Source organism: Actinomadura sp. 6K520, from assembly GCF_004349245.1.
In the GTDB taxonomy this organism is placed as follows: Bacteria; Actinomycetota; Actinomycetes; order Streptosporangiales; family Streptosporangiaceae; genus Spirillospora.
In genome coordinates this window covers 1-23,368 of sequence record NZ_SMLC01000121.1, presented here as the reverse complement: position 1 = coordinate 23,368, position 23,368 = coordinate 1, and the positions used below count along the sequence as shown (strand labels likewise).

Annotated in this window: 19 protein-coding genes; 3 read left to right on the top strand and 16 right to left on the bottom strand. The window is 72.1% G+C overall.

Features of this window, described 5'->3' with window-relative positions; genetic code table 11:
* Positions 1-359: 359 nt before the first annotated feature.
* The 11 genes from E1289_RS26450 to E1289_RS26400 all read right to left on the bottom strand — a co-directional run bounded on the left by E1289_RS26450 (position 360) and on the right by E1289_RS26400 (position 13,346).
* Positions 360-1,220, bottom strand: coding sequence for a TIGR03936 family radical SAM-associated protein (locus E1289_RS26450; protein ID WP_131984795.1), 861 nt, complete (start codon positions 1,218-1,220; stop codon positions 360-362).
* Between the two features lie 193 nt (positions 1,221-1,413).
* Positions 1,414-3,336: a TIGR03960 family B12-binding radical SAM protein gene (locus tag E1289_RS26445; RefSeq protein ID WP_131984793.1), complete on the bottom strand. Its 1,923-nt coding sequence runs from the start codon at positions 3,334-3,336 to the stop codon at positions 1,414-1,416.
* Positions 3,337-3,388: 52 nt separating this feature from the next.
* Positions 3,389-4,558, bottom strand: coding sequence for a rod shape-determining protein RodA (rodA, locus tag E1289_RS26440; RefSeq protein WP_243713160.1), 1,170 nt, complete (start codon positions 4,556-4,558; stop codon positions 3,389-3,391).
* Positions 4,555-6,627 carry a penicillin-binding protein 2 gene (gene mrdA / locus E1289_RS26435; protein WP_131984791.1) on the bottom strand — a complete coding sequence of 691 codons (2,073 nt, stop codon included), beginning with the start codon at positions 6,625-6,627 and terminating at the stop codon, positions 4,555-4,557. The genes rodA and mrdA overlap by 4 nt, the downstream gene beginning before the upstream one ends.
* Positions 6,624-7,223, bottom strand: a complete 600-nt coding sequence (gene mreD / locus E1289_RS26430) for a rod shape-determining protein MreD (protein ID WP_131984789.1) — start codon at positions 7,221-7,223, stop codon at positions 6,624-6,626. The genes mrdA and mreD overlap by 4 nt, the downstream gene beginning before the upstream one ends.
* Before the next feature lies 1 nt (position 7,224).
* Positions 7,225-8,229 (bottom strand): rod shape-determining protein MreC, encoded by a 1,005-nt coding sequence (gene mreC, locus E1289_RS26425; protein WP_131984787.1) that lies wholly within the window; start codon positions 8,227-8,229, stop codon positions 7,225-7,227.
* Between the two features lie 53 nt (positions 8,230-8,282).
* Positions 8,283-9,305 (bottom strand): rod shape-determining protein, encoded by a 1,023-nt coding sequence (locus tag E1289_RS26420; protein ID WP_308427986.1) that lies wholly within the window; start codon positions 9,303-9,305, stop codon positions 8,283-8,285.
* Between the two features lie 192 nt (positions 9,306-9,497).
* Positions 9,498-9,908: a nucleoside-diphosphate kinase gene (ndk, locus tag E1289_RS26415; RefSeq protein WP_131984783.1), complete on the bottom strand. Its 411-nt coding sequence runs from the start codon at positions 9,906-9,908 to the stop codon at positions 9,498-9,500.
* A 45-nt stretch (positions 9,909-9,953) separates the two neighbouring features.
* On the bottom strand, positions 9,954-11,414 hold the full coding sequence (locus E1289_RS38410; RefSeq protein ID WP_165970622.1) for a hypothetical protein: 1,461 nt from the start codon (positions 11,412-11,414) through the stop codon (positions 9,954-9,956).
* A gap of 209 nt (positions 11,415-11,623) precedes the next feature.
* The gene (locus E1289_RS26405) at positions 11,624-11,968 is read right to left on the bottom strand and encodes a DUF4233 domain-containing protein (protein ID WP_131984781.1); all 345 of its coding nucleotides are present in this window, start codon (positions 11,966-11,968) and stop codon (positions 11,624-11,626) included.
* A 7-nt stretch (positions 11,969-11,975) separates the two neighbouring features.
* Positions 11,976-13,346: a folylpolyglutamate synthase/dihydrofolate synthase family protein gene (locus E1289_RS26400; protein ID WP_131984801.1), complete on the bottom strand. Its 1,371-nt coding sequence runs from the start codon at positions 13,344-13,346 to the stop codon at positions 11,976-11,978.
* Positions 13,347-13,454: 108 nt separating this feature from the next.
* Between E1289_RS26400 and E1289_RS26395 the strand changes: the two genes are divergently transcribed.
* A complete protein-coding gene (locus E1289_RS26395; RefSeq protein WP_131984779.1) occupies positions 13,455-14,657 on the top strand; it encodes a hypothetical protein in 1,203 nt (400 codons plus the stop codon).
* On the opposite strand, the gene E1289_RS26390 is transcribed toward E1289_RS26395, so the two are convergent.
* Both E1289_RS26390 and E1289_RS26385 read right to left on the bottom strand, forming a co-directional pair.
* A complete protein-coding gene (locus E1289_RS26390) occupies positions 14,626-15,645 on the bottom strand; it encodes a hypothetical protein (protein WP_131984777.1) in 1,020 nt (339 codons plus the stop codon). The genes E1289_RS26395 and E1289_RS26390 overlap by 32 nt on opposite strands.
* A 116-nt stretch (positions 15,646-15,761) precedes the next feature.
* On the bottom strand, positions 15,762-18,380 hold the full coding sequence (locus tag E1289_RS26385; protein WP_131984775.1) for a valine--tRNA ligase: 2,619 nt from the start codon (positions 18,378-18,380) through the stop codon (positions 15,762-15,764).
* 160 nt (positions 18,381-18,540) lie between these two features.
* Here E1289_RS26385 and E1289_RS26380 point away from each other — a divergent pair, with 160 nt between their 5' ends.
* On the top strand, positions 18,541-19,329 hold the full coding sequence (locus E1289_RS26380; protein WP_131984773.1) for a sensor histidine kinase: 789 nt from the start codon (positions 18,541-18,543) through the stop codon (positions 19,327-19,329).
* Positions 19,326-19,982, top strand: a complete 657-nt coding sequence (locus E1289_RS26375) for a response regulator transcription factor (RefSeq protein ID WP_131984771.1) — start codon at positions 19,326-19,328, stop codon at positions 19,980-19,982. Before E1289_RS26380 ends, E1289_RS26375 begins: the two co-directional genes overlap by 4 nt.
* Before the next feature lie 232 nt (positions 19,983-20,214).
* Here E1289_RS26375 and clpX read toward each other — a convergent pair whose 3' ends face one another.
* The 3 genes from clpX to E1289_RS26360 all read right to left on the bottom strand — a co-directional run bounded on the left by clpX (position 20,215) and on the right by E1289_RS26360 (position 23,004).
* Positions 20,215-21,489 carry an ATP-dependent Clp protease ATP-binding subunit ClpX gene (clpX, locus tag E1289_RS26370; protein WP_131984768.1) on the bottom strand — a complete coding sequence of 425 codons (1,275 nt, stop codon included), beginning with the start codon at positions 21,487-21,489 and terminating at the stop codon, positions 20,215-20,217.
* Between the two features lie 173 nt (positions 21,490-21,662).
* Positions 21,663-22,334, bottom strand: coding sequence for an ATP-dependent Clp protease proteolytic subunit (locus E1289_RS26365; RefSeq protein ID WP_243713161.1), 672 nt, complete (start codon positions 22,332-22,334; stop codon positions 21,663-21,665).
* A 37-nt stretch (positions 22,335-22,371) separates the two neighbouring features.
* Complete coding sequence (locus E1289_RS26360) at positions 22,372-23,004, bottom strand: ATP-dependent Clp protease proteolytic subunit (RefSeq protein ID WP_131984797.1); 633 nt, start codon at positions 23,002-23,004, stop codon at positions 22,372-22,374.
* Positions 23,005-23,368: the final 364 nt, after the last annotated feature.

The following is a 23,368-nucleotide window of genomic DNA, read 5'->3' as shown; positions in this document are numbered from 1 at the left end:
GAGACAGCGGCGGGGCGCCGCACGCGGCGGGGACGCGTCGTCACCGCGTTCGCGTTCTCGGTCTCCGGGGTCTCCGTTTCGATGTTCTCGTGGTCGGCGGTCTCGTTGTCGGTGCCTTCGGCCATGGCCGAATCGGCTTCGTTCTCACGCATCCGGGCAATCTCCCGTCAGGCTCCCGGGCGCGTCCGCGCCGCTCCGCCCGGGGGCGGATCGGTGCGGTGCGCCGCACGAGAGCTCTCCGTCAGTCGTCGGTGTCGTCACCGCCGGACGTGGTCCGGCCATGACGACGAAGTCGTCGGGGGTGCGCCCGCCGTACCCTGCGGGACCGGTTCCGTGCTGCCACGGCTTCGGTCTCACGGTCAGGCGCTGACGGCATCCACGCTCGCGGGGTCCCCGGGCTGCGGCCGCTGCGGGCCGCGGGCCGTCTCGGCGTCGTCGCCGGACGGCAGGCCGATCTCCCGGTCGGGATCCAGAGGATCCGCGAGGCCACCGGTGTCCGCGTCAAGGGGCCCCTGCGCCAGCCTGGTCACCAGCGGGGGTGACGGCGGCGCGAGGTCGGCGACCTGGCGCAGTCCGGTGAGGATGTCGTCGGGTCGTACGGCCGGTGTGGAATGCCGAACAACCATTCGAAGTATCGCACAAGGGGCATCGGCCGCTCGCGCGGCGCGCCGGTCCAGCTCACAGGAGTACACGGCGGCGCGCACGTCGAAACGGCGTCGTCCCTTCTTGGTGAGGCGCTCGACCTCGATGGTCCCGGCGTCCATGAAGGCGGCCACGGCGGCGGCGGCATCCTCGGATGACACGCCCGCCAACCTGATCCGCCATTCGGACGCCTCGAGCCGATCGGTGAACGCGCCGGGTTTCGGCTGCGCGTCTCCGCCGCTTCCCGCCCGTACCGGCACGACATCGACGATGTCGAGCCCGGGGGGCAGGGCCGCGTCGAGATCGGCCCGCACCCGCGCAGGGTCGCGGGTCTCGGTGAGCCCGATTTCGAGGTACTCGGCCTCGCTGGCCACCCCTGTCGCCGCCGCACCCGCGTACGAGATCTTCGGGTGGGGGGTGAATCCGCCGCTGAACGCGACAGGGATCCCGGCGCGCCTGACGGCGCGTTCCACGGCCCGGGAAATGTCGCGGTGGCTCGTGAACCGCAGCCTGCCCCGCTTGGTGTAGCGGACGCGCAGTCGCTGGGTCACGGGGGCCGGCGCCGGACCCTCCGGCATGGGTGCCAGGGTTCTGGTCCTTCCTACTCGTGGCGAGTCGAAATATAGGTCTCCCTATAGAGTACGGGTCGCCCGGCGGCCTTTGGCCCGGGGGCGGCCCCGCGAACCCGGGAGCCGCGCAGTTCGGGGCGTTCGCGCGGCCGTTTTTCGGGCATCCGCCGCCCGGGCGGGGCGCGGCACGGGCCGGGGACGGTCAGACGACCGACAGCGGCAGCAGCTTCCTGCCCGTGGGGCCGATCTGGATCTCGGTGCCCATCGTGGGGCAGACGCCGCAGTCGTAGCAGGGTGTCCAGCGGCAGTCCTCGACCTCGGTCTCGTCGACGGCGTCCTGCCAGTCCTGCCAGAGCCACTCGCGGTCGAGCCCGGCGTCCAGGTGGTCCCACGGGAGGACCTCGACCTCGTCGCGCTCCCGGACGGTGTACCAGGCGAGGTCCACGGGCTCGGAGCGCAGTGCCCGCTGCGCGCAGGTCGTCCAGCGCTCGTAGGAGAAGTGCTCGCTCCAGCCGTCGAAGCGGCCGCCGTCCTCCCACACCGCGCGGATGATCCTGCCGACCCGGCGGTCGCCGCGAGACAGCAGGCCCTCCACGATGGACGGCTGCCCGTCGTGGTAGCGCAGGCCGATGGCGCGGCCGTACTCCTTGTCGCCGCGCAGGGCGTCCTTGAGGGCGCGCAGGCGTCGGTCGACGGTCTCGTGGTCGCACTGCGCGGCCCACTGGAACGGGGTGTGCGGCTTGGGGACGAACCCGCCGATGGAGACCGTGCAGCGGATGTCCTTGCGGCCGGTGGCCTCGCGTCCGGCCCGGATGACGCGCTTGGCCATGTCGGCGATCGCGAGGACGTCCTCGTCCTCCTCCGTCGGCAGCCCGCACATGAAGTACAGCTTGACCTGCCGCCAGCCGTTCTCGTACGCGGTGGTGACGGTGCGGATCAGGTCGTCCTCGGTGACCATCTTGTTGATCACCTTGCGCATCCGCTCGGACCCGCCCTCGGGCGCGAACGTCAGGCCGGAGCGGCGCCCGCCGCGCGAGAACTCGTTGGCGAGCGTGATGTTGAAGGCGTCCACGCGGGTGGACGGCAGCGAGAGCGAGGTGTTGGTGCCCTCGTACCGGTCGGCGAGGCCCTTGGCGACGTCGCCGATCTCGCTGTGGTCGGCGCTCGACAGGCTGAGCAGCCCGACCTCCTCGAAGCCGGACTCCTTGAGGCCCTGGTCGACCATGTCGCCGATCGTGGTGATCGACCGCTCCCGCACCGGACGGGTGATCATCCCCGCCTGGCAGAACCGGCAGCCGCGCGTGCAGCCGCGGAAGATCTCCACGCTGTACCGCTCGTGGACGGTCTCGGCCAGCGGGACCAGCGGCTTCTTCGGGTACGGCCACTGGTCGAGGTCCATGACGGTGTGCTTCTCGATCCGCCACGGCACCCCCGGGCGGTTCGGTGCGACCCGCTGGATCCGGCCGTCCGGCAGGTAGCTGACGTCGTAGAAGCGCGGCACGTAGACGCCGCCGGACGCGGCGAGGCGCAGCAGCAGCTCGTCCCGGCCGCCGGGCTCCCCCTCGGCCTTCCACTCGCGGACGACCTCGGTGATGCCGAGCGCGATCTCCTCGCCGTCGCCGAGGACGGCGGCGTCGATGAAGTCGGCGATCGGCTCGGGGTTGAACGCGGCGTGCCCGCCCGCGATGACGATCGGGTGGTCGCCGGTGCGGTCCGCGGCGTCCAGCGGGATCCCGGCCAGGTCGAGGGCCGTCAGCAGGTTGGTGTAGCCGAGCTCGGTGGAGAACGACACGCCGAAGACGTCGAACGCGGTGACCGGGCGGTGCGCGTCCACGGTGAACTGCGGGATGCCGTTGTCGCGCATGACGGCCTCCATGTCGGGCCAGACCGAGTAGGTCCGCTCCGCCAGCACCCCCTCGCGCTCGTTCAGGATCTCGTAGAGGATCTGGACGCCCTGGTTCGGCAGCCCGACCTCGTAGGCGTCCGGGTACATCAGCGCCCAGCGGACCTCGGCCGCGTCCCAGTCCTTGACCTGGGAGTTCAGCTCGCCGCCAACGTACTGAATCGGCTTCTGCACGCTCGGGAGCAGCGGCTCCAGACGCGGGAAGAGCGACTCGACCGGCATGACGGAATCCTCCGTGCAGGGGACGTGGGATGTACGCCCAGCCTACCGCCGCTCAGTCGAAGGCGCGGCGGCGTACGTGCACCGCCTGCAGCAGCCCGAACGCGATCATGTTGGCGAACGTGGCGGATCCGCCGTAGGACACGAACGGGAGCGGCAGCCCGGTGATCGGCATGATGCCGATCGACATCCCGACGTTCTGGAACGTCTGGAAACCCAGCCAGCACACGACGCCGGTCGCGACCAGCGTCCCGAACAGGTCGGCGGCCTGGGTCGCGATGCGCAGCCCGCGCCACAGCACCACGCCGAGCAGCACGACGATGACGGCGCCGCCGACGAAGCCGAGCTCCTCCCCCGCGACCGTGAAGATGAAGTCGGTCTGCTGCTCGGGGACGAAGTGGCCGCCGGTCTGCTCCCCCTGGAACAGGCCCTTGCCGAACACGCCGCCCGAGCCGACCGCGATGCGGGCCTGGCGAGCGTTGTAGCCGGCGCCGCGGGGGTCGGCCTCCGGGTCCATGAACGCGGTGAAGCGGTCGATCTGGTACTGCTCCAGCAGGCCGAAGACCAGCACCGCGGCGATCGCGAGCGCACCGGCGCCGACCAGCCCGGCGAGCCATCTCTTGCGCACGCCGGACACCGTCAGCATCCCGAACATCACCGCGATGAACACGAGCGTGGTGCCGAGGTCGGGCTGCAGGATGATCAGCACGGCGGGCACGCCGGCGAGCACGAGCGCGAGCAGGACGTCGCGGACGCCGGGGCCGATCTCGCCGTCGCGCGGCTCGCCGAGGATCATCGCGAGCAGCACCACGATGCCGACCTTGGCGAACTCGGACGGCTGCACCTGGAACCCGCCGCCGAGCACGATCCACGAGTGCGACCCGTTGATCGTCTCGCCGAGCGGGCTGAGGACGGCGACCAGCCCGACGCAGGCCACCCCGTACAGGATGGGGACGTAAGCGCGCAGCAGGCGGTAGTCCAGGACGGTGACGACGCCGCCGAGCACGAACCCGATCAGCAGGTTCAGGACGTGCCGCTTGACGAAGCCCTCCGGGTCCTTGCCCTGCTCGGCCAGTCCCTGGAACGTCGCCGACCGCACCAGGAGCGCGCCGACCACCGACAGCACCACCACGGCCACCAGCAGCGGCCAGTCGATCCGCCGCATCACCGCGACCCGGCTGGTCCAGTGCCGCCGCTCCCCGTACCCCTCGACGACCCCGCTCACGGCGCGGTTTCCGAGCCCGGGAGCTTGGGGATGTCGGTGGGGAGCCTGCCGTCCTCCAGGATCGCCTTGCTGTCCTTCGTGCCGTACATGGCCTCCCAGATCTTGCGGACGATGGGCGCGGCCGTCTGGGCGCCGAAGCCGCCCTGGGAGACCATCGCGACCACGGCGTAGCGCGGGCCCTCCACCGGGCCGAAGGACGCGAACCACGACATGTCCGCGTGGCCGTAGCGTTCGGCGGTCCCGGTCTTGCCGCCCACGGCCACGCGCTTGAAGTCGAACCCGGCGAACGCCCCGCCGGCGGTGCCCTCCTTGGGCACCTTGGCGAGGGCCTTGCGCATGTAGGTGATGACCTTCTCGTCGATGGGCACCCGCGCGGGCTCGGGGGCGTCGATCTTCTCGGCGACCGAGCCGTCCGGCCGGACGACCGCGACGCCGATGCGCGGCGTGTACAGCTTCCCGCCGTTGGCGATCGCGGCGTAGGCGCGGACGAGCTGCAGCGGCGTCACCAGCACGTTGCCCTGCCCGATCGACAGGTTGGCCGCGTCGCCGGCGCGCCACACGTAGCCCTCGACGCAGTTCTCGGCGGCGACGGCCTTGAGGTAGGCGGCGCGGCCCGGGTCGGTCTTGGCGACGTCCGGGTAGCCCTCCTTGGCGCCCCGGCAGTTGGCCTCCCTGGTCGCCTCCCAGTACTGGCGCTTCCACTGCCGGTCGGGGATACGGCCGCCGCTCTCGCTCGGCAGGTCGATCCCGGTGCGGGCGTCGAAGCCGAAGCCGCGCGCCATCTCCACCATCGGGTTCTTCGCGTCCGGCGGGGCGTTCCGGCCGCCGTTGCGGAGCCACATCTCGTGCGCGAACTTGTAGAAGATCGTGTCGCAGGACTTCACGAGCGCCGTGTGCAGGTTCATCGAGCCGAGGTTGGCGCCCTGGAAGTTGTTGAACGCGCGGCTGCCGACCATGTACGAGCCGGGGCAGTTGTAGGTGCCGTGCAGGTCGTAGCCGGCCTTCACCGCGGCGGCCATCGACGACACCTTGAACGTCGAGCCCGGCGGGCCCTGCCCCTGCGTCACCCGGGAGATCAGCGGGCTGTTGTTCTTCTCGCCCAGGAGCTCGTCGTACTTCTGCTGGGAGATGCCGCCCGTCCAGACGCTCGGGTCGTAGGTCGGGTAGCTGGCCATCGCGACCATCCGGCCGGTGCGCACGTCCATGACCACGGCGGCGCCGGAGTCGGCGGGGCGCCCGCCCTGCCGCGCCGCCTTGATCCCCTCCTCCAGCGCCTGCTCGGCCGCGCCCTGCACCCCGGCGTCGATGCTGGTCACGAGGTGGTTGCCGGGGACGGGTTCCTTCTTCTCGGCGATGCCGGTGACGCGGCCCTGCGCGTCGACGAGGACGCGGCGGTAGCCGGCCTCCCCGCGCAGCGCCTTGTCGTACCGCGCCTCCAGCCCGTCCCGCCCGACGAGGTCGACGCCGCTGTAGCCGGTGACCTTCAGCCCTTCGCGCTTGTCGAGCTCCTCCTGGGTGACGGGCTGCAGGTAGCCGAGGGTCTGGACGGCGCTCGCGCCCTCCGGCTCCGGGTAGCTCCGGACCGGCTGGATCTGCGCGGTCACGCCGGGGAAGTCCTCCTGGCGCTCCATGATCTGCAGGGCGCGCTTCGGGTCGGCGTGGTCCTCGACGGGGATCGGCTGGTACGGGGAGCCGGGCCAGCAGGGCCGCTGGACCGTGGGGCTGCACAGCCGGGTCCGCTTGTTGATCTCGTCGTGGCTCATCCCGAGGACGTTCGCGAGGCGCCGCAGCACGGCCTCGCCGCCGTCGTCCTGCCGCGACAGCGTGGTCCGGTCGACGGACACGACCAGGGAACTGGTGTTGCGGGCGAGGGGCCGCCCGCGGTCGTCGAGGATCATGCCGCGCAGGGCGGGGACGACGATGTCGCGCATGCGGTTCTGGGCGGCGATGTCCCGGTAGTGGTCGCCTTCCAGGACCTGCAGCGTCCACATGCGTCCCACCAGGACGAGCAGGAGGGCGCCGACCATCACGTACAGGACGACGAGGCGGAAGTGGGTGCGCGGGTTCATGCGCCGCCTCCCCGGCCGGACATGGCGCGGTAGCGGGCGACCGGCACCGAGAGGCCGTCGCCCCGGGACCGTTCGCCGCGTTCGTACCGGCGGGTGGCGCGCAGCACCGCCCACACCACGAACGGGCTGGCGAGCACGGTGTACAGGACCTGCAGCGGCACCATGCTGGAGACGGTCGCCCATTCGGCGCGCGGGTCGCCGAGGATCATCCCCGTCCCCGCGTACAGGACGGTCCCGGCGAGGGCGCCCGCGGCGACGGCGAAGAACGGCACGGCCGACTGCCGGTCCATCTCGGTGGACGCGACGCCGCACAGGTAACCGATGAGGCAGTACACCAGCGCGTACCGGCCGAGGGTGTGGTCGGCGGGCGGGATGATGTCGGCGGCGAGGCCGGCCAGGAACCCGGTGACCATCCCGGTCATCGATCCGGCGACGAGCGCCAGCGCCACGACGGTCAGCAGCACCAGGTCGGGCTGGACGCCGCCGGGCAGCGGCAGCCGGTTCGCCACCGACACCTGCAGGATCAGCGCCGCCACGATCAGCACCGCGGTCACCGCGGTGCGGCCGGCCTGCGACGCCTCGGGTGGGTTCAGCACGTCAGTCCCCCGCGTTCGGTTCTGTGGACGGGCTCCGCGACCCGCTCGGCCGGGGCGACGGGTCGTCGCCGCGGGGGCTCGCCGAGGGCCGGGCCGACGGGCTCGCGCTCGGCGTGGCGGGCGGCTTCGGTTTCGGGGGCAGGACGGCGTCCCGGGGGTTCTTCTTCGGTGGGGCGACGACGACGGCCACGACGTCCAGGCTGGTGAAGCGGACGAACGGCCGGACGTAGGCGGTGCGGGTCAGGCCGCCGGTGGAGCGTTCGATCCGCTCGACGACGCCGATCGGGACGCCCGGGACGTACGGCCGCTGGCCCTGCGACCCGAGCGTGACGATCCGCTGCCCGACGTGGATCGGGGCGGCGGCGTCGAGGAGCTGGAAGCGCAGCGGCGTCTCGCTCTGGCCGCCGAGGCCGCGGCGCCCGTCGCCCTGCACGATCCCGATCTCCTTGGAGCCCTCCAGGCGGGACCCGATCGACGAGGTCTGGTCGGTGGCGAGCAGGACGGTCGCCGTCGCGGGCCCGACGCGGGTGACGCGGCCGACGAGGCCCTCGGCGCTCATGACGGTCATGTCGCGCCGGACGCCGCTGCGGCTGCCCACGTCGATCGTGACGGTGTCCTCGAAGCCCTGCCCCGCGGAGATCACCTGCCCGGCGAGGATCTTGTAGCCGCCCATCCCGGCGGTGCCGAGCAGCCGCTGGAGCTGCGCGGACTTGTCCTCGTCGACGCGGGCGCCGCGCAGCCGCTCGCGCAGCTCCTGGTTCTCGCGCTCCAGCCGGTCGGCGCGGCGCCGCTGGCCGGGCGCGTCACCGATCGTCTCGAAGGTGTCGGTGACCGGCCGCACGACGGACGCCGACGCCCGCTCCACGGGGCCGAACACCGTCGCGCCGATGCCGCGCAGGCCGCGCAGCGGGGAGTCGTCCCCGCCGCGATGGTCAATGGTGATCATCGCGAGCGCCACGACGAGCAGCGCGCCGAGGACCACGCGGGTGCGCCGGGTGTCCTTCACCCACCGACCTCCGGTTTCCTAGTCCGCCCGGGTCCTAGTCCATCGGGGGGTGTTCAGTGCCGCGGCTCCGGTACGAGCACCTGCCGGAGTTCCTCGAAGTCCTCGACGCACTTGCCGGTGCCGAGCACCACCGAGTCGAGCGGGTTGTCCACGAGGTGGATCGGCATCCCGGTCTCCTCGCGGAGCCGCTCGTCGAGGTTCTTCAGCAGCGCGCCGCCGCCGGTCAGCGCGATCCCGCGGTCCATGATGTCGCCGGACAGCTCCGGCGGGCACTTGTCGAGGGTGGTCTTCACCGCGTCCACCACGGAGTTGACCGGCTCCTCGATCGCGCGCCGGACCTCCTCCGCGGAGATCACCACGGTCTTCGGCAGCCCGCTGACCAGATCGCGCCCGCGGATCTCGGCGTGCGGCTCCTCGTCGCCGCCGGGATAGGCCGACCCGATCGCCATCTTGATCTCTTCGGCGGTACGTTCCCCGAGCATCAGCGAGTACTCCTTCTTGGAGAAGGAGATGATCGCCTGGTCGAGTTCGTCGCCGCCGACGCGGACCGACTGGCTGGTGACGATGCCGCCGAGGGAGATGATCGCGACCTCGGTGGTGCCGCCCCCTATGTCGACGACCATGTTCCCGGTCGGCTCGTAGACGGGCAGGCCGGAGCCGATCGCGGCGGCCATCGGCTCCTCGATGATGTAGACGCGGCGGGCGCCGGCCTGGTAGCCGGCCTCCTTCACCGCGCGCTGCTCCACCCCGGTGATCCCGCTCGGCACCGCCACCACGATCCGCGGTTTGGCGAAGTGCCGGCGCTTGTGGACCTTCTGGATGAAGTAGCGCAGCATCCGTTCGGTGACGTCGAAGTCGGCGATGACGCCGTCCTTGAGCGGGCGGACCGCGACGATGTTGCCGGGTGTGCGGCCGATCATCCGCTTCGCCTCGATGCCCACCGCGACGATCTTCCCCGTGTTGGTGTTGATCGCCACCACGGACGGTTCGTTGAGGACGATGCCACGCCCGCGCACGTACACCAGGGTGTTGGCAGTACCGAGATCGACCGCCATGTCACGGCCAAGGAACGACAACTTGTTACCCATGAAGAAAGGGAGCCCTTCATGATTGACGGGCGTGTATAGCGGCGTGTCCATCGTAACGCGCGGCCACGTCCGCGGGCAGTAAGCGCGCCGCCGCGCGTCGCCCAAAAAACGGCCCCTGACCTGCCCGGGCGACTAAAGGAAGTGTCGGCCCAGGGGGCGATCCCCTGGGCCTGGACATGATCAGCCCAACTCGGGGAAGAAGAGCTTGATCTCGCGGTCGGCGGAGTAGGTGGAGTCCGAGCCGTGGACGATGTTCGCCCCGATCTCCAGGGCGAAGTCGCCGCGGATCGTGCCGGGCGAGGCGCTCACCGGGTCGGTGGCGCCGGCCAGCGAGCGGAACGCCTCGATGGCGCGCGGGCCCTCGACGACCATGGCGACGAGCGGGCCGCCGGTGATGAAGTCGACCAGTTCCCCGAAGAACGGCTTGCCGGCGTGCTCTTCGTAGTGCGATTCGGCCGTTTCCCTGGTCAGGGTGCGGAGTTCCAGCGCGACGAGCTTCAGGCCCTTGCGCTCGATGCGGGAGATGACCTCACCGGTGACGCCGCGGCGGACGCCGTCGGGCTTGACAAGAACGAGAGTGCGCTCGGACACGGGTGGTTCTCCTTAGGAATTTCGGTTTGTGCAAGCGCGCGAATACTACCCGTCCCCCGGCTCCGCGTTCGCCTTACCGGGGAGAGTCGCGCCGCCGGCCGCGGCGCGTCGCGCGCGGGCGCGTGCGGTCACGGCGGCCAGCAGGGCGGCCGTCACCGCGGCGATCACGAGCCACAGCTGGTAGGCGTCGAGCAGTGCGCCCGCCCGCTGTGTCCCGGTCACCGGCCGCAGCCGTGCCAGCCAGGACGCCTCCAGGGACAGCACGAGGAGCTGCCCGGCCAGCAGCGCCGGGAAGCACAGGGACAGGCCGAAGAGCGCGGCGCCGACGCCCGCGCCGCGCAGCGAGGCGGCGAGCGCGAGCCCGGCGCCGGCGCCGAGCGGCACGAGCGGCAGCAGCGGCGTCCAGCGGTCGTGCGGGGCGGCGGCGAGGCCGAGGAGCAGCCCCGTGACCATCAGGCAGTAGCCGGCCGGCACGGCGCGGCGCGCCGGTGCGCGGGTCGAGGCGAGCGCCCCGGCGACCGCGGCGGCCGCGGCCAGGGCGAAGGGGAGGGCGGGCACGGCCGCGCCGTCCCCCCGCGCGTGGCCGGCGGCGGAGGCCAGCCCCGCCATGGGTCCCGCGACCGGGAGGCAGAGCAGGCCGACGGCGATCATGACGATCGCGCACCCTTCCGGGCTGCCCGCCGCGGCGTCCCGGCCGCCCGCGAGCGCGAGGCCGAGCAGGGCGGCGAGCGCGGCCACCGCCACGATCAGCCGCGCGCCGGGCGACCATTCGTGCGCGGCGACGACGGCGAGGAACGCGAACCCGGCCGCGGGAGCGAACGGGAGGAGCAGCCCGCCGCGTTCGGCCTGCCGGGCGGCGGGCAGCGCCCACGGGGCGCGCCCGCGCAGCAGCGGGTAGCCGGCCGCGGCGGCGACGGCGGCCACCGCGGGCCACGGGACGGGGGCGAGTGCGGCCCGCCAGTCGGGGACGGCCGTCCCCGCGGCGGCCGGCGGGACGGCGCTCAGCGCGAGCGGCATGGCGAGGATCAGCATGCCCGCGAAGACGCCCGCCCAGGCGGCGGTGAGACCGCGGCCTCCGCGCTCCCAGACGAGGACGAGGGAGGCGGGGAGCACGATGCCCGCGCCCACGCCCTGCACCGCCCGGACGACCGCCACCAGCGGCACCGAGGGAACGAACCGCGCGGCGCCCAGCCCGGCTAGGAGCACGACGACGCCGGTGACGAGCACGGCCCAGGCGGGGAGGCGGCGGGCGGCCAGCGCGGCGAGCGGCACGGTGAGCAGGAGGGCGGGGAGGGCGCAGCCGGTGGCGCGCAGCAGGGCGGGCACTTCGGCGGCACCGAGGTCGAGCGCGCTCGCCGCGGCGGGGACGACGTGGAAGACGGCGTCGGGCACCACCAGTACGGCGGCGGGCAGCGCGGTGAGGGCCGGCAGCAGCGCACCGAGCGCCGCGAGGCGTGTCCGGCCGCCGCCCGCCGGTGGCCCGCTCGCGGAGGGTGCGCTCGCCATGCGCGGGGACGGTGCGCGCGGCACGGTGGTGGACGGCACGGTGGAGGACGGCGCGGTGGTGGACGGCGCTTCTTCGGACAGGGCCCGCTCCTTCGCCGGGTCACCATCCAGCGAGCACGACTTTTCCGAAAAGGGAAGAATGCCGGATTCAGCGCGCTAATTCGATTCGCCGGCCCGGTGGATGGAAAGGGGTGCGGTCCCCCGCGAATTTAGCGCGCCTGAACGGCCGCCGCCTTGCGTCCCAGCCAAATCGCCGTCCCCCAAAGGGCCCCGAAGACGGCACCGAGGAAGAACATGGCGGGCACCATGAACCCGGTCGCGATGATCAGGACCTGCAGCACGCTCCCGACGGCGACCGCCCACGGGAAGCGCAGCAGCCCGGCCAGCAGCAGGCAGGCGACGGCGAGGCCCCCGCAGACGGCGCCGGCGGTGGCGCCGTCCACGTCCATGATGGACACCGCCACCGGGATCGCCAAGGCGATCACGATGGCCTCGCAGGCCAGCACGGTGGCGAACAGCGACCGTGCCGGGTTGGCCGCCCTGTCGGCGCTCATGCGGCCGTCACCGTCCTTCCGTCACGCGCAGGAGTGTCCGGGCGTCGCCGGCGGTGACCACCGAACCGGTGATCAGTACGCCGGCGCCGCGGTACTCGCCGGTCTCCTCGGCGAGCCCGATCGCCCGGTCGATCGCGTCGTCCAGGCGCGGGGACAGATGGACCCGCTCGGGCCCGAAGATGCTCCCGGCCAGCTCGGCCAGTTCCTCGGGCGGCATCGAGCGGGGTGAGGAGTTGCGGGTCACCACCAGCTCCGCCACGACGGGTTCCAGCTGGTCGAGGACGCCCGCCACGTCCTTGTCGGCGGCGATGGCGAGCACCCCGGCGAGCCGGGTGAAGCCGAACGACTCGGTCACCGTGGCGACGGTCGCGGCCATCCCGGCCGGGTTGTGCGCGGAGTCGAGCAGGACGGTCGGCCCCGTGCGGGCGACCTCCAGCCGCCCCGGCGACGCCGACTTGGCGAACCCGCTGCGCACCAGCGCCGGGTCGAGCTGCCCCTGCTCCCCGCCGAGGAAGGACTCGCCGGGCGCGATGCGGGTCGCGGCCTCCAGGTTCGGCTCTCCCCTGGTCGGCGCGCCGCTGGCGAACGCCTCGACGGCGGCGAGCGCCGTCGCGGCGTTGCCGGCCTGGTGCTCGCCGAACAGCGGGAGGAAGATCTCGTCGTAGCCGCCGTGCAGGCCCCGGAGGCCGATCTGCTGGCCGCCCACGGCGACGTCGCGGCTCAGCACGCCGTACTCGACGCCCTCGCGCGCCGCCGCGGCGCCGGTCTCCACGACCCGCCGCAGCAGCACCTCGGCCGCCTCGACCGGCTGCTGCGCCAGCACGGCGACCGACTGCGGCTTGATGATCCCCGCCTTCTCCGCGGCGATCTCCTCCAGTGTGTCGCCGAGGTAGCGGGTGTGGTCGAGCCCGATCGGGGTGATCACGGCGACGGCGCCGTCCGCGACGTTGGTGGCGTCCCAGGCTCCGCCCATGCCCGCCTCGACCACCGCGACGTCGACCGGCGCGTCGGCGAAGGCCGCGTACGCCATCGCGGTGAGGACCTCGAAGAACGACAGGCCGACCGGGTGCTTGCCGTCGATCAGCTGGACGTAGGGAAGCACGTCCTGGAACGTCTCGGTGAAGCGCTCCTCGCTGAGCGGCTCCCCGTCGATCGCGATGCGCTCGCGGAGCGTGGTCAGCTCGGGGCTGGTGAACAGCCCGGTGCGCAGGCCGCGCTCGCGCAGCAGCGACTCGATGAGCCGGGCGGTGCTGGACTTGCCGTTCGTCCCGGCGATGTGGATCACCGGATAGGCGCGCTGCGGCTCGCCGAGGACGTCGACCAGGTCCCGGATGCGGTCGAGCGTGGGATCGATCTCCCACTCGACCCCCCGGGCCATGATCGCGGCGACGGTGCTGCGGTAGTCGGTCGGCTCGGGTACCTGGCTCACGTTCACAGAGCCTACTCGGCGGGTGCCGGTGGTCCCGTCCGGCACCACACTGGAGTCATGGACGTGTTCTACCGGGAATGGGAGGGCCGCGCTCCAGGCGAAACCCGCGATGTCGGACGGGCCCGCGCCCTGGCCGGCGCCCTCGGCCTGCTCCCGCCGGACGTGCCGGTTCTGGCCGTCGTGGGGTCGAAGGGGAAGGGAACGGCGGCGACGTACGCTTCGGCGTTCCTGGCCGCGGCCGGTCTGCGCGTGTGCACGGTCACGAGCCCCTCGCTGCGCACGGACCGCGAACGGATCAGGGTGGACGGCCGCGCCGTCTCCGAAGCGGAGCTCGCCTCCCTGGCGGGCGCCCTCACCGAGGGCATCGCCGCGCTCCCGCCGCCCACGGGCGGTTACCTGTCGCCCGCCGGGCTGTTCACCCTCGCGGGGGTCCTGCACGCCCGGCGGACCGGCGCGGACGCGGTCGTCCTGGAGGCCGGGATGGGCGGGCGGTCCGACGAGGTCGCGCTGTTCCCGCCGGACGTCGCCGCGATCACACCGGTCTTCCTGGAACACACCGGCGTGCTCGGGGAGACCACGGCGGAGATCGCCCGGGAGAAGCACGGTGTGGCAGGCCCGGGGACGCTCGTCCTGTCGGCGCCGCAGTCCCCGGAGGTCACCGGTGCGCTCGGTCCCGTGGAGCACGTCGGGGAGGGCGGGAGCGGGCTCGGAGCGGACCTGCTGCCCGCCGGGCTGGGACGCGTCAGCGCCGAGCTGGGCGTCGCCGCGGCCCGGCGCCTTCCCGGCGTCATCGCTCCCCCGGCCGAGTCGCTCCGGGAGGTCATGGCGTCGGTCGCCCTACCCGGGCGGCTGTCCACGCATGACGTGCCCGGATCGGCGACGCGGCTGCTCGTCGACTCCGCCGTCGACCGGACGGGCATCGCCGCCGCCCTGGCGGAGGCGGGGCGCGCCTGGGGGACGATCGACCACGCCGTCGTCTGCCTCCCCGACCACAAGGACCTCGACGGGGCCGTCGCCGAACTGGGCCGACTGCCGGTGACGTTCGTGCGGCTGGCACTGCCGCACCTGCGCTTCACCCGCGCGCTGCCGCCCGGCTGGGACGTGGTCGGCCCGGACGCCGTCACCCCCGAGGCCCTCGCCACCCTCGGGCACCGCGTGGTCGTGCTCGGCACCGGCTACTTCACCGGGCTCGTCCTCGACGTGGTGGACGCCGAGACCGAGCGGCTGTTCAGGGCCGCGGCTTCTCGACGTCGTTCCTGATCCGGCGCATGACGTCCGCCATCAGCGGGAACTGCGGGTTCAGCGTGGCCCGGTTGGAGGCCACGACGCCGTAGGAGTCCCGGGTCGCCCACGCGCAGAAGGTGTGGATCTCGGCGAGGACGGCGAACGTCCCGCAGACGGCCTTCCCGCCCCGGTCTCCGGGGTCGGCGTCCTGACCGGCGATGAACGTCGTGGGCTGCACCTTCTGCAGGAACGCCTCGGGGTTGCCGACGGGGCCCGTCCCGCCCATGAACAGGACGTTGACCGGCCGCGCGGGCTCCTCGCCGTAGACGGCCTCCCCGCGTGCGGAGACCGGGACGCCGGCCGCCCTGATCGCGGCCGCGACGAACGGGTACGCCGCGCTGGCCTGGGGCGGGGTCAGCGGGTCCTTGGCGAGGCCGCCCGCGCTCCCGCCCGCCTCGATCACCTTCCCGGACGCCGGGACGCCGGTGGTGCGGGCGTCCCGGCCGGCGCCGGCCTCGCCGTCCAGCCGGAACACGAACATGCCCACCACCAGGGCACCGGCCGCGACGAGGGCCATTCCCGCGCAGAGGACGAACCAGGGCAGCCGCTTCCTCCCGCCGGGTGACGTGCTCGGCGGCGCCTGGCCGGGGACCGCCCGGAGCGGACCCGTGCCGTCCGGGACGACACCGTGCGGCCCCGTACCGTCCCGCAGGACACCGAGCGGGCCGGTACCGCCCGCCAGGGCTCCGTGCGGGCCCGTCCCGCCGACGATCGGATGAGCGCCCGAGCCGTTCGGGGCCGCCGGGATCGTGTGCGGGCCGGTTCCGTTCGCGCCCATGGGCATCTGCTGCGGGCCCGTCCCGTCCACCGGCTCGGTCGACCACCACGGACGCGAACCGCCCCAGGGCGCCGGCGCGGTGGCGAGCCGCTCCGGAGCTTCCCCGTCCTCGACGACCTGCGGCGCGTTCAGGTCAGCACCGGATGCGGAGTCCGGCGTGTCGGACCGAGGTGGTGATTCGGCCATTGCACTCCTGATGGTTCATGTCCCGGCAAAGCCCGCTTGCCCACCCGGATCGTAGCCGCGCCGGGCGGGGCGCGCCGCCCCTTCGCGGGGCCGGACCGCGCCGTCGCTCCGCGTCATCACCCCGGAAGCGCGGTCAGCTGCGACTCCAGCCGGCTGATGTCGGCCTCGGCCTGCGCCAGCCGCTCCCGGTTCTTGGCGACGACGGCTTCGGGCGCCTTCGCCATGAACGCCTCGTTGCCCAGCTTGCGGGTCGCCTGCTCGACCTCCTTGCGGGCGGCGGCGAGGTCCTTCTCCAGCCGCTTGCGCTCGGCGGCCACGTCGATGACGCCCGCGGTGTCGAGCCGGACGGTCACGCCCTCGACCGGCAGGGACGCCGTGGCCGAGAAGCCCTCGCCCGGCTCGGTGAGCCGCAGCAGCGCCCGGACGCCCTCCTCGTGCGCGGCGAGCGGCGAGGCGCCCCACTCCACCGACGCGGCGACCTTCTGGCCCGGCTTGAGGCCCTGGTCGGCGCGGAACCGGCGGACCTCGGTGACGAGGCGCTGCAGCGACTCGACCACGGTCTCCGCCGCCCGGTCGGCGCGGGCGGGCTCGGCGGCCGGCCACGGCGCGGTGACGACGGTGCCGCCCCCGGTCAGGGACGTCCACAGCTCCTCGGTGACGAACGGGATCACCGGGTGCAGCAGCCGCAGCAGCTTGTCGAGGACCTCGCCCAGGACGCGGCGCGTCGGCTCGGCCCGCTCGTCCGCGAGCTGGACCTTCGCCAGCTCCACGTACCAGTCGCAGACCTCGTCCCACGCGAAGTGGTAGAGCGCCTCGCATGCCTTGGCGAAGTCGTAGCCCTCCAGGTGCGCGTCCACCTCGGCGATGACGGTCTGAAGGCGCGACAGGATCCAGGCGTCCACGGTGGTCACCTCCGCGGGCATCTCCCCGCGGACGTGGGCACCGTTGATGAGCGCGAAACGCGTCGCGTTCCACAGCTTGTTGCAGAAGTTGCGCGACCCCTGCGCCCACTGCTCCGCCACCGGGACGTCGCCGCCCGGGTTCGCGCCGCGCAGCAGCGTGAAGCGGGTCGCGTCGGCGCCGTACGCGTCGATCCAGTCGAGCGGGTCGATGACGTTCCCGAACGATTTGGACATCTTCTTGCCGAACTGGTCGCGGACCATCCCGTGCAGGGCGATGGTGTCGAACGGCTGGACGCCGTCCATCGCGTACAGCCCGAACATCATCATCCGGGCGACCCAGAAGAACAGGATGTCGTAGCCGGTGATCAGCACCGACGTCGGATAGAACCGCTTCAGCTCGGGCGTCTCGTCCGGCCAGCCGAGCGTGGAGAACGGCCACAGCGCCGAGGAGAACCAGGTGTCGAGGACGTCGGTGTCCCGCGTCCACCCGGCGGGCGGCTCCTCGCCCGGCCCCGGGCAGACGACCTCGCCGTCCGGCCCGTACCAGACCGGGATGCGGTGCCCCCACCACAGCTGCCGGCTGATGCACCAGTCGTGCATGTTGTCGACCCACTCGAAGTAGCGGGCCGCCATCTCCGGCGGGTGGATGGTGACGCGGCCGTCGCGGACGGCGTCGCCCGCGGCCTTCGCCAGCGACTCGACCTTCACGAACCACTGCAGCGACACGCGCGGCTCGACGACCGTGGCGCAGCGCTGGCAGTGCCCGACCGAGTGCTCGTAGGGGCGGACCTCCTTGACGATCCGGCCCTGCTCGCGCAGGGCCGCCACGACCGCGGGCCGCGCCTCGAACCGGTCGAGCCCCTCGAACGGGCCGGACACGGTGACGACGCCCCGCTCGTCCATGATCGTCAGGGACTCCAGCGAGTGCCGGCGGCCGATCTCGAAGTCGTTCGGGTCGTGCGCCGGGGTCACCTTCACCGCGCCCGTCCCGAACTCCGGGTCGACGTGCTCGTCGGCCACGACGGGGATGCGGCGGCCGGTCAGCGGCAGCTCGATCTCCCGGCCGACCAGATGCGCGTACCGCTCGTCATCGGGGTGGACGGCCACGGCGGTGTCGCCGAGCATCGTCTCGGCCCGCGTGGTGGCGACGACGACCTCGTCCTCGCCCGAGCCGTACCGGATCGACACCAGCTCGCCGTCGACGTCCTCGTGCTCGACCTCGATGTCGGACAGGGCCGTCAGGCAGCGCGGACACCAGTTGATGATGCGCTCGGCCCGGTAGATCAGCCCGTCGTCGAACAGCCGCTTGAAGATCGTGCGGACGGCGGTGGCGCGTGCGTCGTCCATCGTGAACGCCTCGCGCGTCCAGTCGACGCTGTCGCCGAGGCGGCGCATCTGGCCGAGGATCCGCCCGCCGGACTCGGCCTTCCACTCCCACACCCGCTCGATGAACGGCTCGCGCCCGAGGTCGTGCCGCGACACGCCCTCCTTGGCCAGCTCGCGCTCCACCACGTTCTGGGTGGCGATGCCCGCGTGGTCCATGCCGGGCAGCCACAGGGTCTCGTGGCCCAGCATCCGGTGCCGGCGGACCAGGGTGTCCTGGATCGAGTGGTCGAGGGCGTGGCCCATGTGGAGCGAGCCGGTGACGTTCGGCGGCGGGATCACGACCGAGAAGTGCGGCCGGTCGGGCGCACGGCCGGGGTCGGCGGTGAACAGCCCCTCCGATACCCACCGCTCGTAGAGCCGGCCTTCGACGTCGGCCGGTCGGTACTGGGTGGGCAGGTCGACGTCCGCTGCGGCCCCCTGGCCGCGCTCAGTGCTGGGCTGTGTCACGGCTGGAGATTCTACGGGGACCGTGCGGGTGCCATGGTCCACCACCCGGGGAAGCGTTTCCCGTAAGGGTCGGGACACAGGTCACCTGACACCGGGTCGCCCCACCGGAAAGGGTGGCGGCAAACATCCGCGGGGCGGTGCGCGAAGGGAGAGGGACGGGATGCGAGCGGTACTGGCACGCGCCGCCGTGCTGGCCGGCGCGTTCACCGCGGGGGCCATGGCGGCGCGTGCCGCGACCCTCCCGCACCTCCGCAGCCTCACCGCCGACCTGCAGCGCTCCCGGGAGCGGATCCTCGCCAGCCGGGAGGAGGAGCGGCGGCGGCTGCGGCACGACCTGCACGACGGGCTCGGGCCGACCCTGGCCAGCCTGGCGATGTCGCTGGACGCGGCGCGCATCACCCTGGCCGTCGAGCCGGAGCGGATGGACCCGCTGCTCGCCGACGTCCGGGACCGGCTCGCCACGGCCGTCGGGGAGATCCGCGACCTGGCGCACGGCCTGCGCCCGCCCGCGCTGGACGACCTCGGGCTCGTCGCCGCCATCGAGTCGTTCGCCGAGGGCTGCGGCGGGCGGGTGGACGTGCGGTTCGACGACGACCACCTGGAACTGCCCGCGGCGGTGGAGGTGGCGGCGTACCGGATCGTGCAGGAGGCGCTGACGAACGTCCGGCTGCACGCGCCGGGGAGCACCACGACGGTCCGGCTGTCCCGGGACACCGAGCTGCGGATCGTGGTGGCCGACACCGGCCCCGGCCTCCCCGACACGTCCCGCAACGGCGGGCCGCCGGGGACGCGGCGCGGGATGGCCGCGATGAAGGAGTGGGCCGCGGAGGTCGGCGGCCACTGCGTGATCACGTCCCGCACCGGCGGCGGGACCCTGGTGTCGGCCCGGCTGCCGCTCGCCGCCGCGGAGTACCATCGGCCTTCCATGGGGAAGGGCGGGCGTAGATGAGCGAGAACATCCGTGTTCTCATCACCGACGACCACCCGGTGTTCAGGCAGGGCCTCAAGGGCCTGCTGCACGCGCTGGGAGTGGCGGTCGTCGGCGAGGCCGAGAACGGCCCGGACGCGGTGCGGCTCGCGGCCGAGCTGCAGCCGGACGTCGTCGTGATGGACCTGCACATGCCCGGCGGCAATGGCATCGAGGCCACCCGCACCATCACCCGCACCAGCCCGCGCATCGGCGTCCTGGTGCTGACGATGTTCCGCGACGACGACTCGGTGTTCGCGGCGATGCGCGCCGGCGCCCGCGGCTACCTGCTGAAGGAATCCGGCGCCGAGGAGATCGCCCGCGCGGTGAAGGCGGTCGCCGCGGGCGAGGCCATCTACGGCCCGGAGATAGCCCGCCGCGTCCTGACGTACTTCACCGACATGCCCGACCCCCGCCGGGCCGCGTTCCCCGAACTCACCGAACGCGAACGCGAGGTGCTGGCCCTGATCGCCCAGGGCCGCAACAACGCCGAGATCGCCGGAACCCTGTTCCTCAGCCAGAAGACTGTCCGCAACCACGTCTCGAACATCTTCATGAAGCTCCACGTGGCGGACCGGGCCCAGGCCATCGTCGTAGCCCGCGAAGCCGGCCTGGGCGAATCGACACCGCGTTGATCGCAGGCCCGGCCCACTGCGCTCGCCTGACGGCTCGCTCCGTGACCGTGCCCGGTGCGAGCGCGCATCGCTCCGCGATCTTCCCGGTGCGGCTCGCCTCCGGCGTCGCCTCACCGGCCAGGTCATGCGCTCGCGAGCGTGGCTGAGACCGCTTTGCACCGAGCGCGGCTGGCAGACGCGTGCGTTGGAACAGCGAACGCCCCCGGCCGGCCGGGGGCGTCGTGTGCTCTGGTCAGGCGGACTTCTCCCGCGGCTCGCGCTTCGGGCGGTCGCGGGGGACGAGGGTCGGGTTGACGTGTTCGAGGACGGCCTCGCGGGTGATGACGACGCGGGCGACGTCCTGGCGGCTCGGCACCTCGTACATGACCGAGAGCAGGACCTCCTCCATGATGGCGCGGAGGCCGCGGGCTCCGGTGCCGCGGAGGATGGCCTGGTCGGCGATCGCCTCCAGGGCGTCGTCGGTGAACTCCAGGTCGACGCCGTCGAGTTCGAAGAGGCGGTGGTACTGGCGGACCAGCGCGTTCTTCGGCTCGGTGAGGATGTTGATCAGGGCCTCGCGGTCCAGGTTGTGGACGGACGTGATCACCGGGAGCCGGCCGATGAACTCGGGGATGAGCCCGAACTTCAGCAGGTCCTCGGGCATGACGTCGCCGAAGATGGCCGACGACTCCTCGAAGTCGGACTTGGAGCGGATCTGGGCGCCGAAGCCCATGCCCTGCTTCCCGACGCGGGACTCGACGATCTTCTCCAGGCCGGCGAACGCGCCGCCGCAGATGAACAGCACGTTGGTGGTGTCGATCTGGATGAACTCCTGGTGGGGGTGCTTGCGGCCGCCCTGCGGCGGGACGCTCGCGGTGGTGCCCTCCAGGATCTTGAGCAGGGCCTGCTGGACGCCCTCGCCCGAGACGTCCCGGGTGATCGACGGGTTCTCGCTCTTGCGGGCGATCTTGTCGACCTCGTCGATGTAGATGATCCCGGTCTCGGCCTTCTTGACGTCGTAGTCGGCCGCCTGGATCAGCTTGAGGAGGATGTTCTCGACGTCCTCCCCCACGTATCCGGCCTCCGTCAGCGCCGTGGCGTCCGCGATGGCGAACGGGACGTTGAGGAGTTTGGCGAGGGTCTGCGCGAGCAGCGTCTTGCCCGATCCGGTGGGGCCCAGCAGCAGGATGTTGGACTTGCCCAGTTCGACGGGGTCGTCCCTGCCGGTGTCGCCCGACTGGATCCGCTTGTAGTGGTTGTACACGGCGACGGACAGCGCCTTCTTCGCCGTGTCCTGCCCGATGACGTAGGAGTCCAGGAACTCGTAGATCTCCCGCGGTTTGGGCAGGTTGTCCCACTTGAGGTCGGAGGTCTCGGAGAGCTCCTCCTCGATGATCTCGTTGCAGAGATCGATGCACTCGTCGCAGATGTACACGCCCGGACCCGCGATGAGCTTCTTGACCTGCTTCTGGCTCTTACCGCAGAACGAGCACTTCAGCAGATCACCACCGTCGCCGATGCGTGCCACCCAACTGTCTCCTTTTCGTGGGGCCGCCCGCCCTGGAGGATGCGGCGCAGCTCGGTTGCGTCCCGAAGGCTCTCGACGTTGGAATCGACGTTACCGCCTCCGACGGACTTGGAAAGCCCCTCGCCCGGAAGTGTGGCGACCGGGCTCGGGGACTCCCTCGTCCTCGTGCCGTCTCAGGACGACACTACCTCGGCTTTGCGCTTCCTGCTGGCGAAGACATCGTCGATGAGGCCGTAGTCCTTCGCCTCGTCCGCCGTAAGGATCTTGTCGCGCTCGATGTCCCTGCGCACAGCGTCGATGCTCTTGCCGCTGTGCTCGGCCAGGATGCTCTCCAGCAACTCGCGGATGCGCATGATCTCGCGCGCCTGGATCTCTATGTCGCTGGACTGGCCGTAGGTGCCCTCGGTCGCGGGCTGGTGGATCAGAATCCGCGAGTTGGGCAGCGCGGCCCGCTTGCCCGGCGTCCCGGCCGCGAGCAGCACGGCGGCGGCCGAGGCGGCCTGGCCGATGCAGACGGTCTGGATCTCGGGCTTGACGAACTGCATCGTGTCGTAGATCGCCGTCATGGCGGTGAACGAGCCGCCGGGCGAGTTGATGTAGATGCTGATGTCGCGGTCGGGGTCGATCGACTCCAGCGTGATCAGCTGGGCCATCACGTCGTTGGCGGACGCGTCGTCGATCTGCACGCCGAGGAAGATGATGCGCTCCTCGAACAGCTTGTTGTACGGGTTCATCTCCTTGACCCCGTACGTGGTGCGCTCGACGAACGACGGAATGATGTAGCGGCTCTGGGCCGGCGTCGGGGACTCGCCCCCCGGGGCCAGATCGCTGAAGCCGGGTCGGATGTCGCTCACTGTGTGCCTCCGATAGATGATCAGGTCGTCAGGAGACCGTGCCCTCGGAGGGCACCTGGGTGGCGCTGAGCACCACGTGGTCCACGAACCCGTAGTCCTTGGCCTCGTCGGCGGTGAACCAGCGGTCGCGGTCGGAGTCGCGCTCGATCTGCGCGAGCTCCTGGCCGGTGTGTTCGGCGATCTTCTCGGCGAGCGTCCGCTTGACGTACAGCATCTGCTCGGCCTGGATCTTGATGTCGGAGGCCGTCCCGCCGATGCCGCCGGACGGCTGGTGCATCATGATGCGCGCGTGCGGCAGGGCGTAGCGCTTGCCCTGCGTCCCGGCGCACAGCAGGAACTGCCCCATCGAGGCGGCCAGCCCCATGCCCACCGTGACGATGTCGTTCGGGACGTACTGCATGATGTCGTAGATCGCCATGCCGGCGGTGACGGAGCCACCGGGCGAGTTGATGTAGAGCGTGATGTCGCGGCGGCCGTCCTCGGCCGACAGCAGCAGCAGCTCCGCGCAGATGCGGTTGGCGATGTCGTCGTCGACCTGCTGGCCGAGGAAGACGATCCGCTCGCGCAGCAGCCGCTGGAAGAGCTGGTCGCCCAGAGGCAACAGGGGCGCCTCGGCGACCCGCGCCTGGATCCGCGACGACTCGTCGAAAGTCGGAGGCATGCTCACCGGTGTTCCTCCGGTCCTTTTAATCGGTTCGGATGCTTGGACATTAACGCGCGTTCGGGGCCGCTTAAGCCGTGGGGGCCGCCTTTTCGCCAGGGGCGTACCCGCGCGCCGCCGGGCGCTCCGGACAGGCCGGACACTCCCGGCGCTCCCCGTCGACCCTGCATCGCCCCCGGGGCTCCCTTCCCCATCCCCCGGTTCGCGCCGCTCAAAGGACGGCCCCGCACCCGGTTTGGCGGATTCTCGGGGTCCTCGCAACACCTGATGGCCTATGTGGTTGTCAGTAGATCACGCAGGCGCTCGGCTGGGGTTCTCCAGCCGAGCGTTTTGCGTGGTCGGCTGTTGAGCTGCTGGGCGACGT

Excerpts from the sequence above, each read along its gene's own strand:
- E1289_RS26450 (WP_131984795.1), bottom strand. The coding sequence starts at position 1,220 with ATGCCGGAGGGTCCGGCGCCGGCCCCCGTGACCCAGCGACTGCGCGTC.
- E1289_RS26445 (WP_131984793.1), bottom strand. The coding sequence starts at position 3,336 with ATGCCGGTCGAGTCGCTCTTCCCGCGTCTGGAGCCGCTGCTCCCGAGC.
- mrdA (WP_131984791.1), bottom strand. The coding sequence starts at position 6,627 with ATGAACCCGCGCACCCACTTCCGCCTCGTCGTCCTGTACGTGATGGTC.
- E1289_RS38410 (WP_165970622.1), bottom strand. The coding sequence starts at position 11,414 with ATGGCGAGCGCACCCTCCGCGAGCGGGCCACCGGCGGGCGGCGGCCGG.
- E1289_RS26405 (WP_131984781.1), bottom strand. The coding sequence starts at position 11,968 with ATGAGCGCCGACAGGGCGGCCAACCCGGCACGGTCGCTGTTCGCCACC.
- E1289_RS26400 (WP_131984801.1), bottom strand. The coding sequence starts at position 13,346 with ATGGCCCGGGGGGTCGAGTGGGAGATCGATCCCACGCTCGACCGCATC.
- E1289_RS26395 (WP_131984779.1), top strand. The coding sequence starts at position 13,455 with ATGGACGTGTTCTACCGGGAATGGGAGGGCCGCGCTCCAGGCGAAACC.
- E1289_RS26390 (WP_131984777.1), bottom strand. The coding sequence starts at position 15,645 with ATGGCCGAATCACCACCTCGGTCCGACACGCCGGACTCCGCATCCGGT.
- E1289_RS26380 (WP_131984773.1), top strand. The coding sequence starts at position 18,541 with ATGCGAGCGGTACTGGCACGCGCCGCCGTGCTGGCCGGCGCGTTCACC.
- E1289_RS26375 (WP_131984771.1), top strand. The coding sequence starts at position 19,326 with ATGAGCGAGAACATCCGTGTTCTCATCACCGACGACCACCCGGTGTTC.
- E1289_RS26360 (WP_131984797.1), bottom strand. The coding sequence starts at position 23,004 with ATGCCTCCGACTTTCGACGAGTCGTCGCGGATCCAGGCGCGGGTCGCC.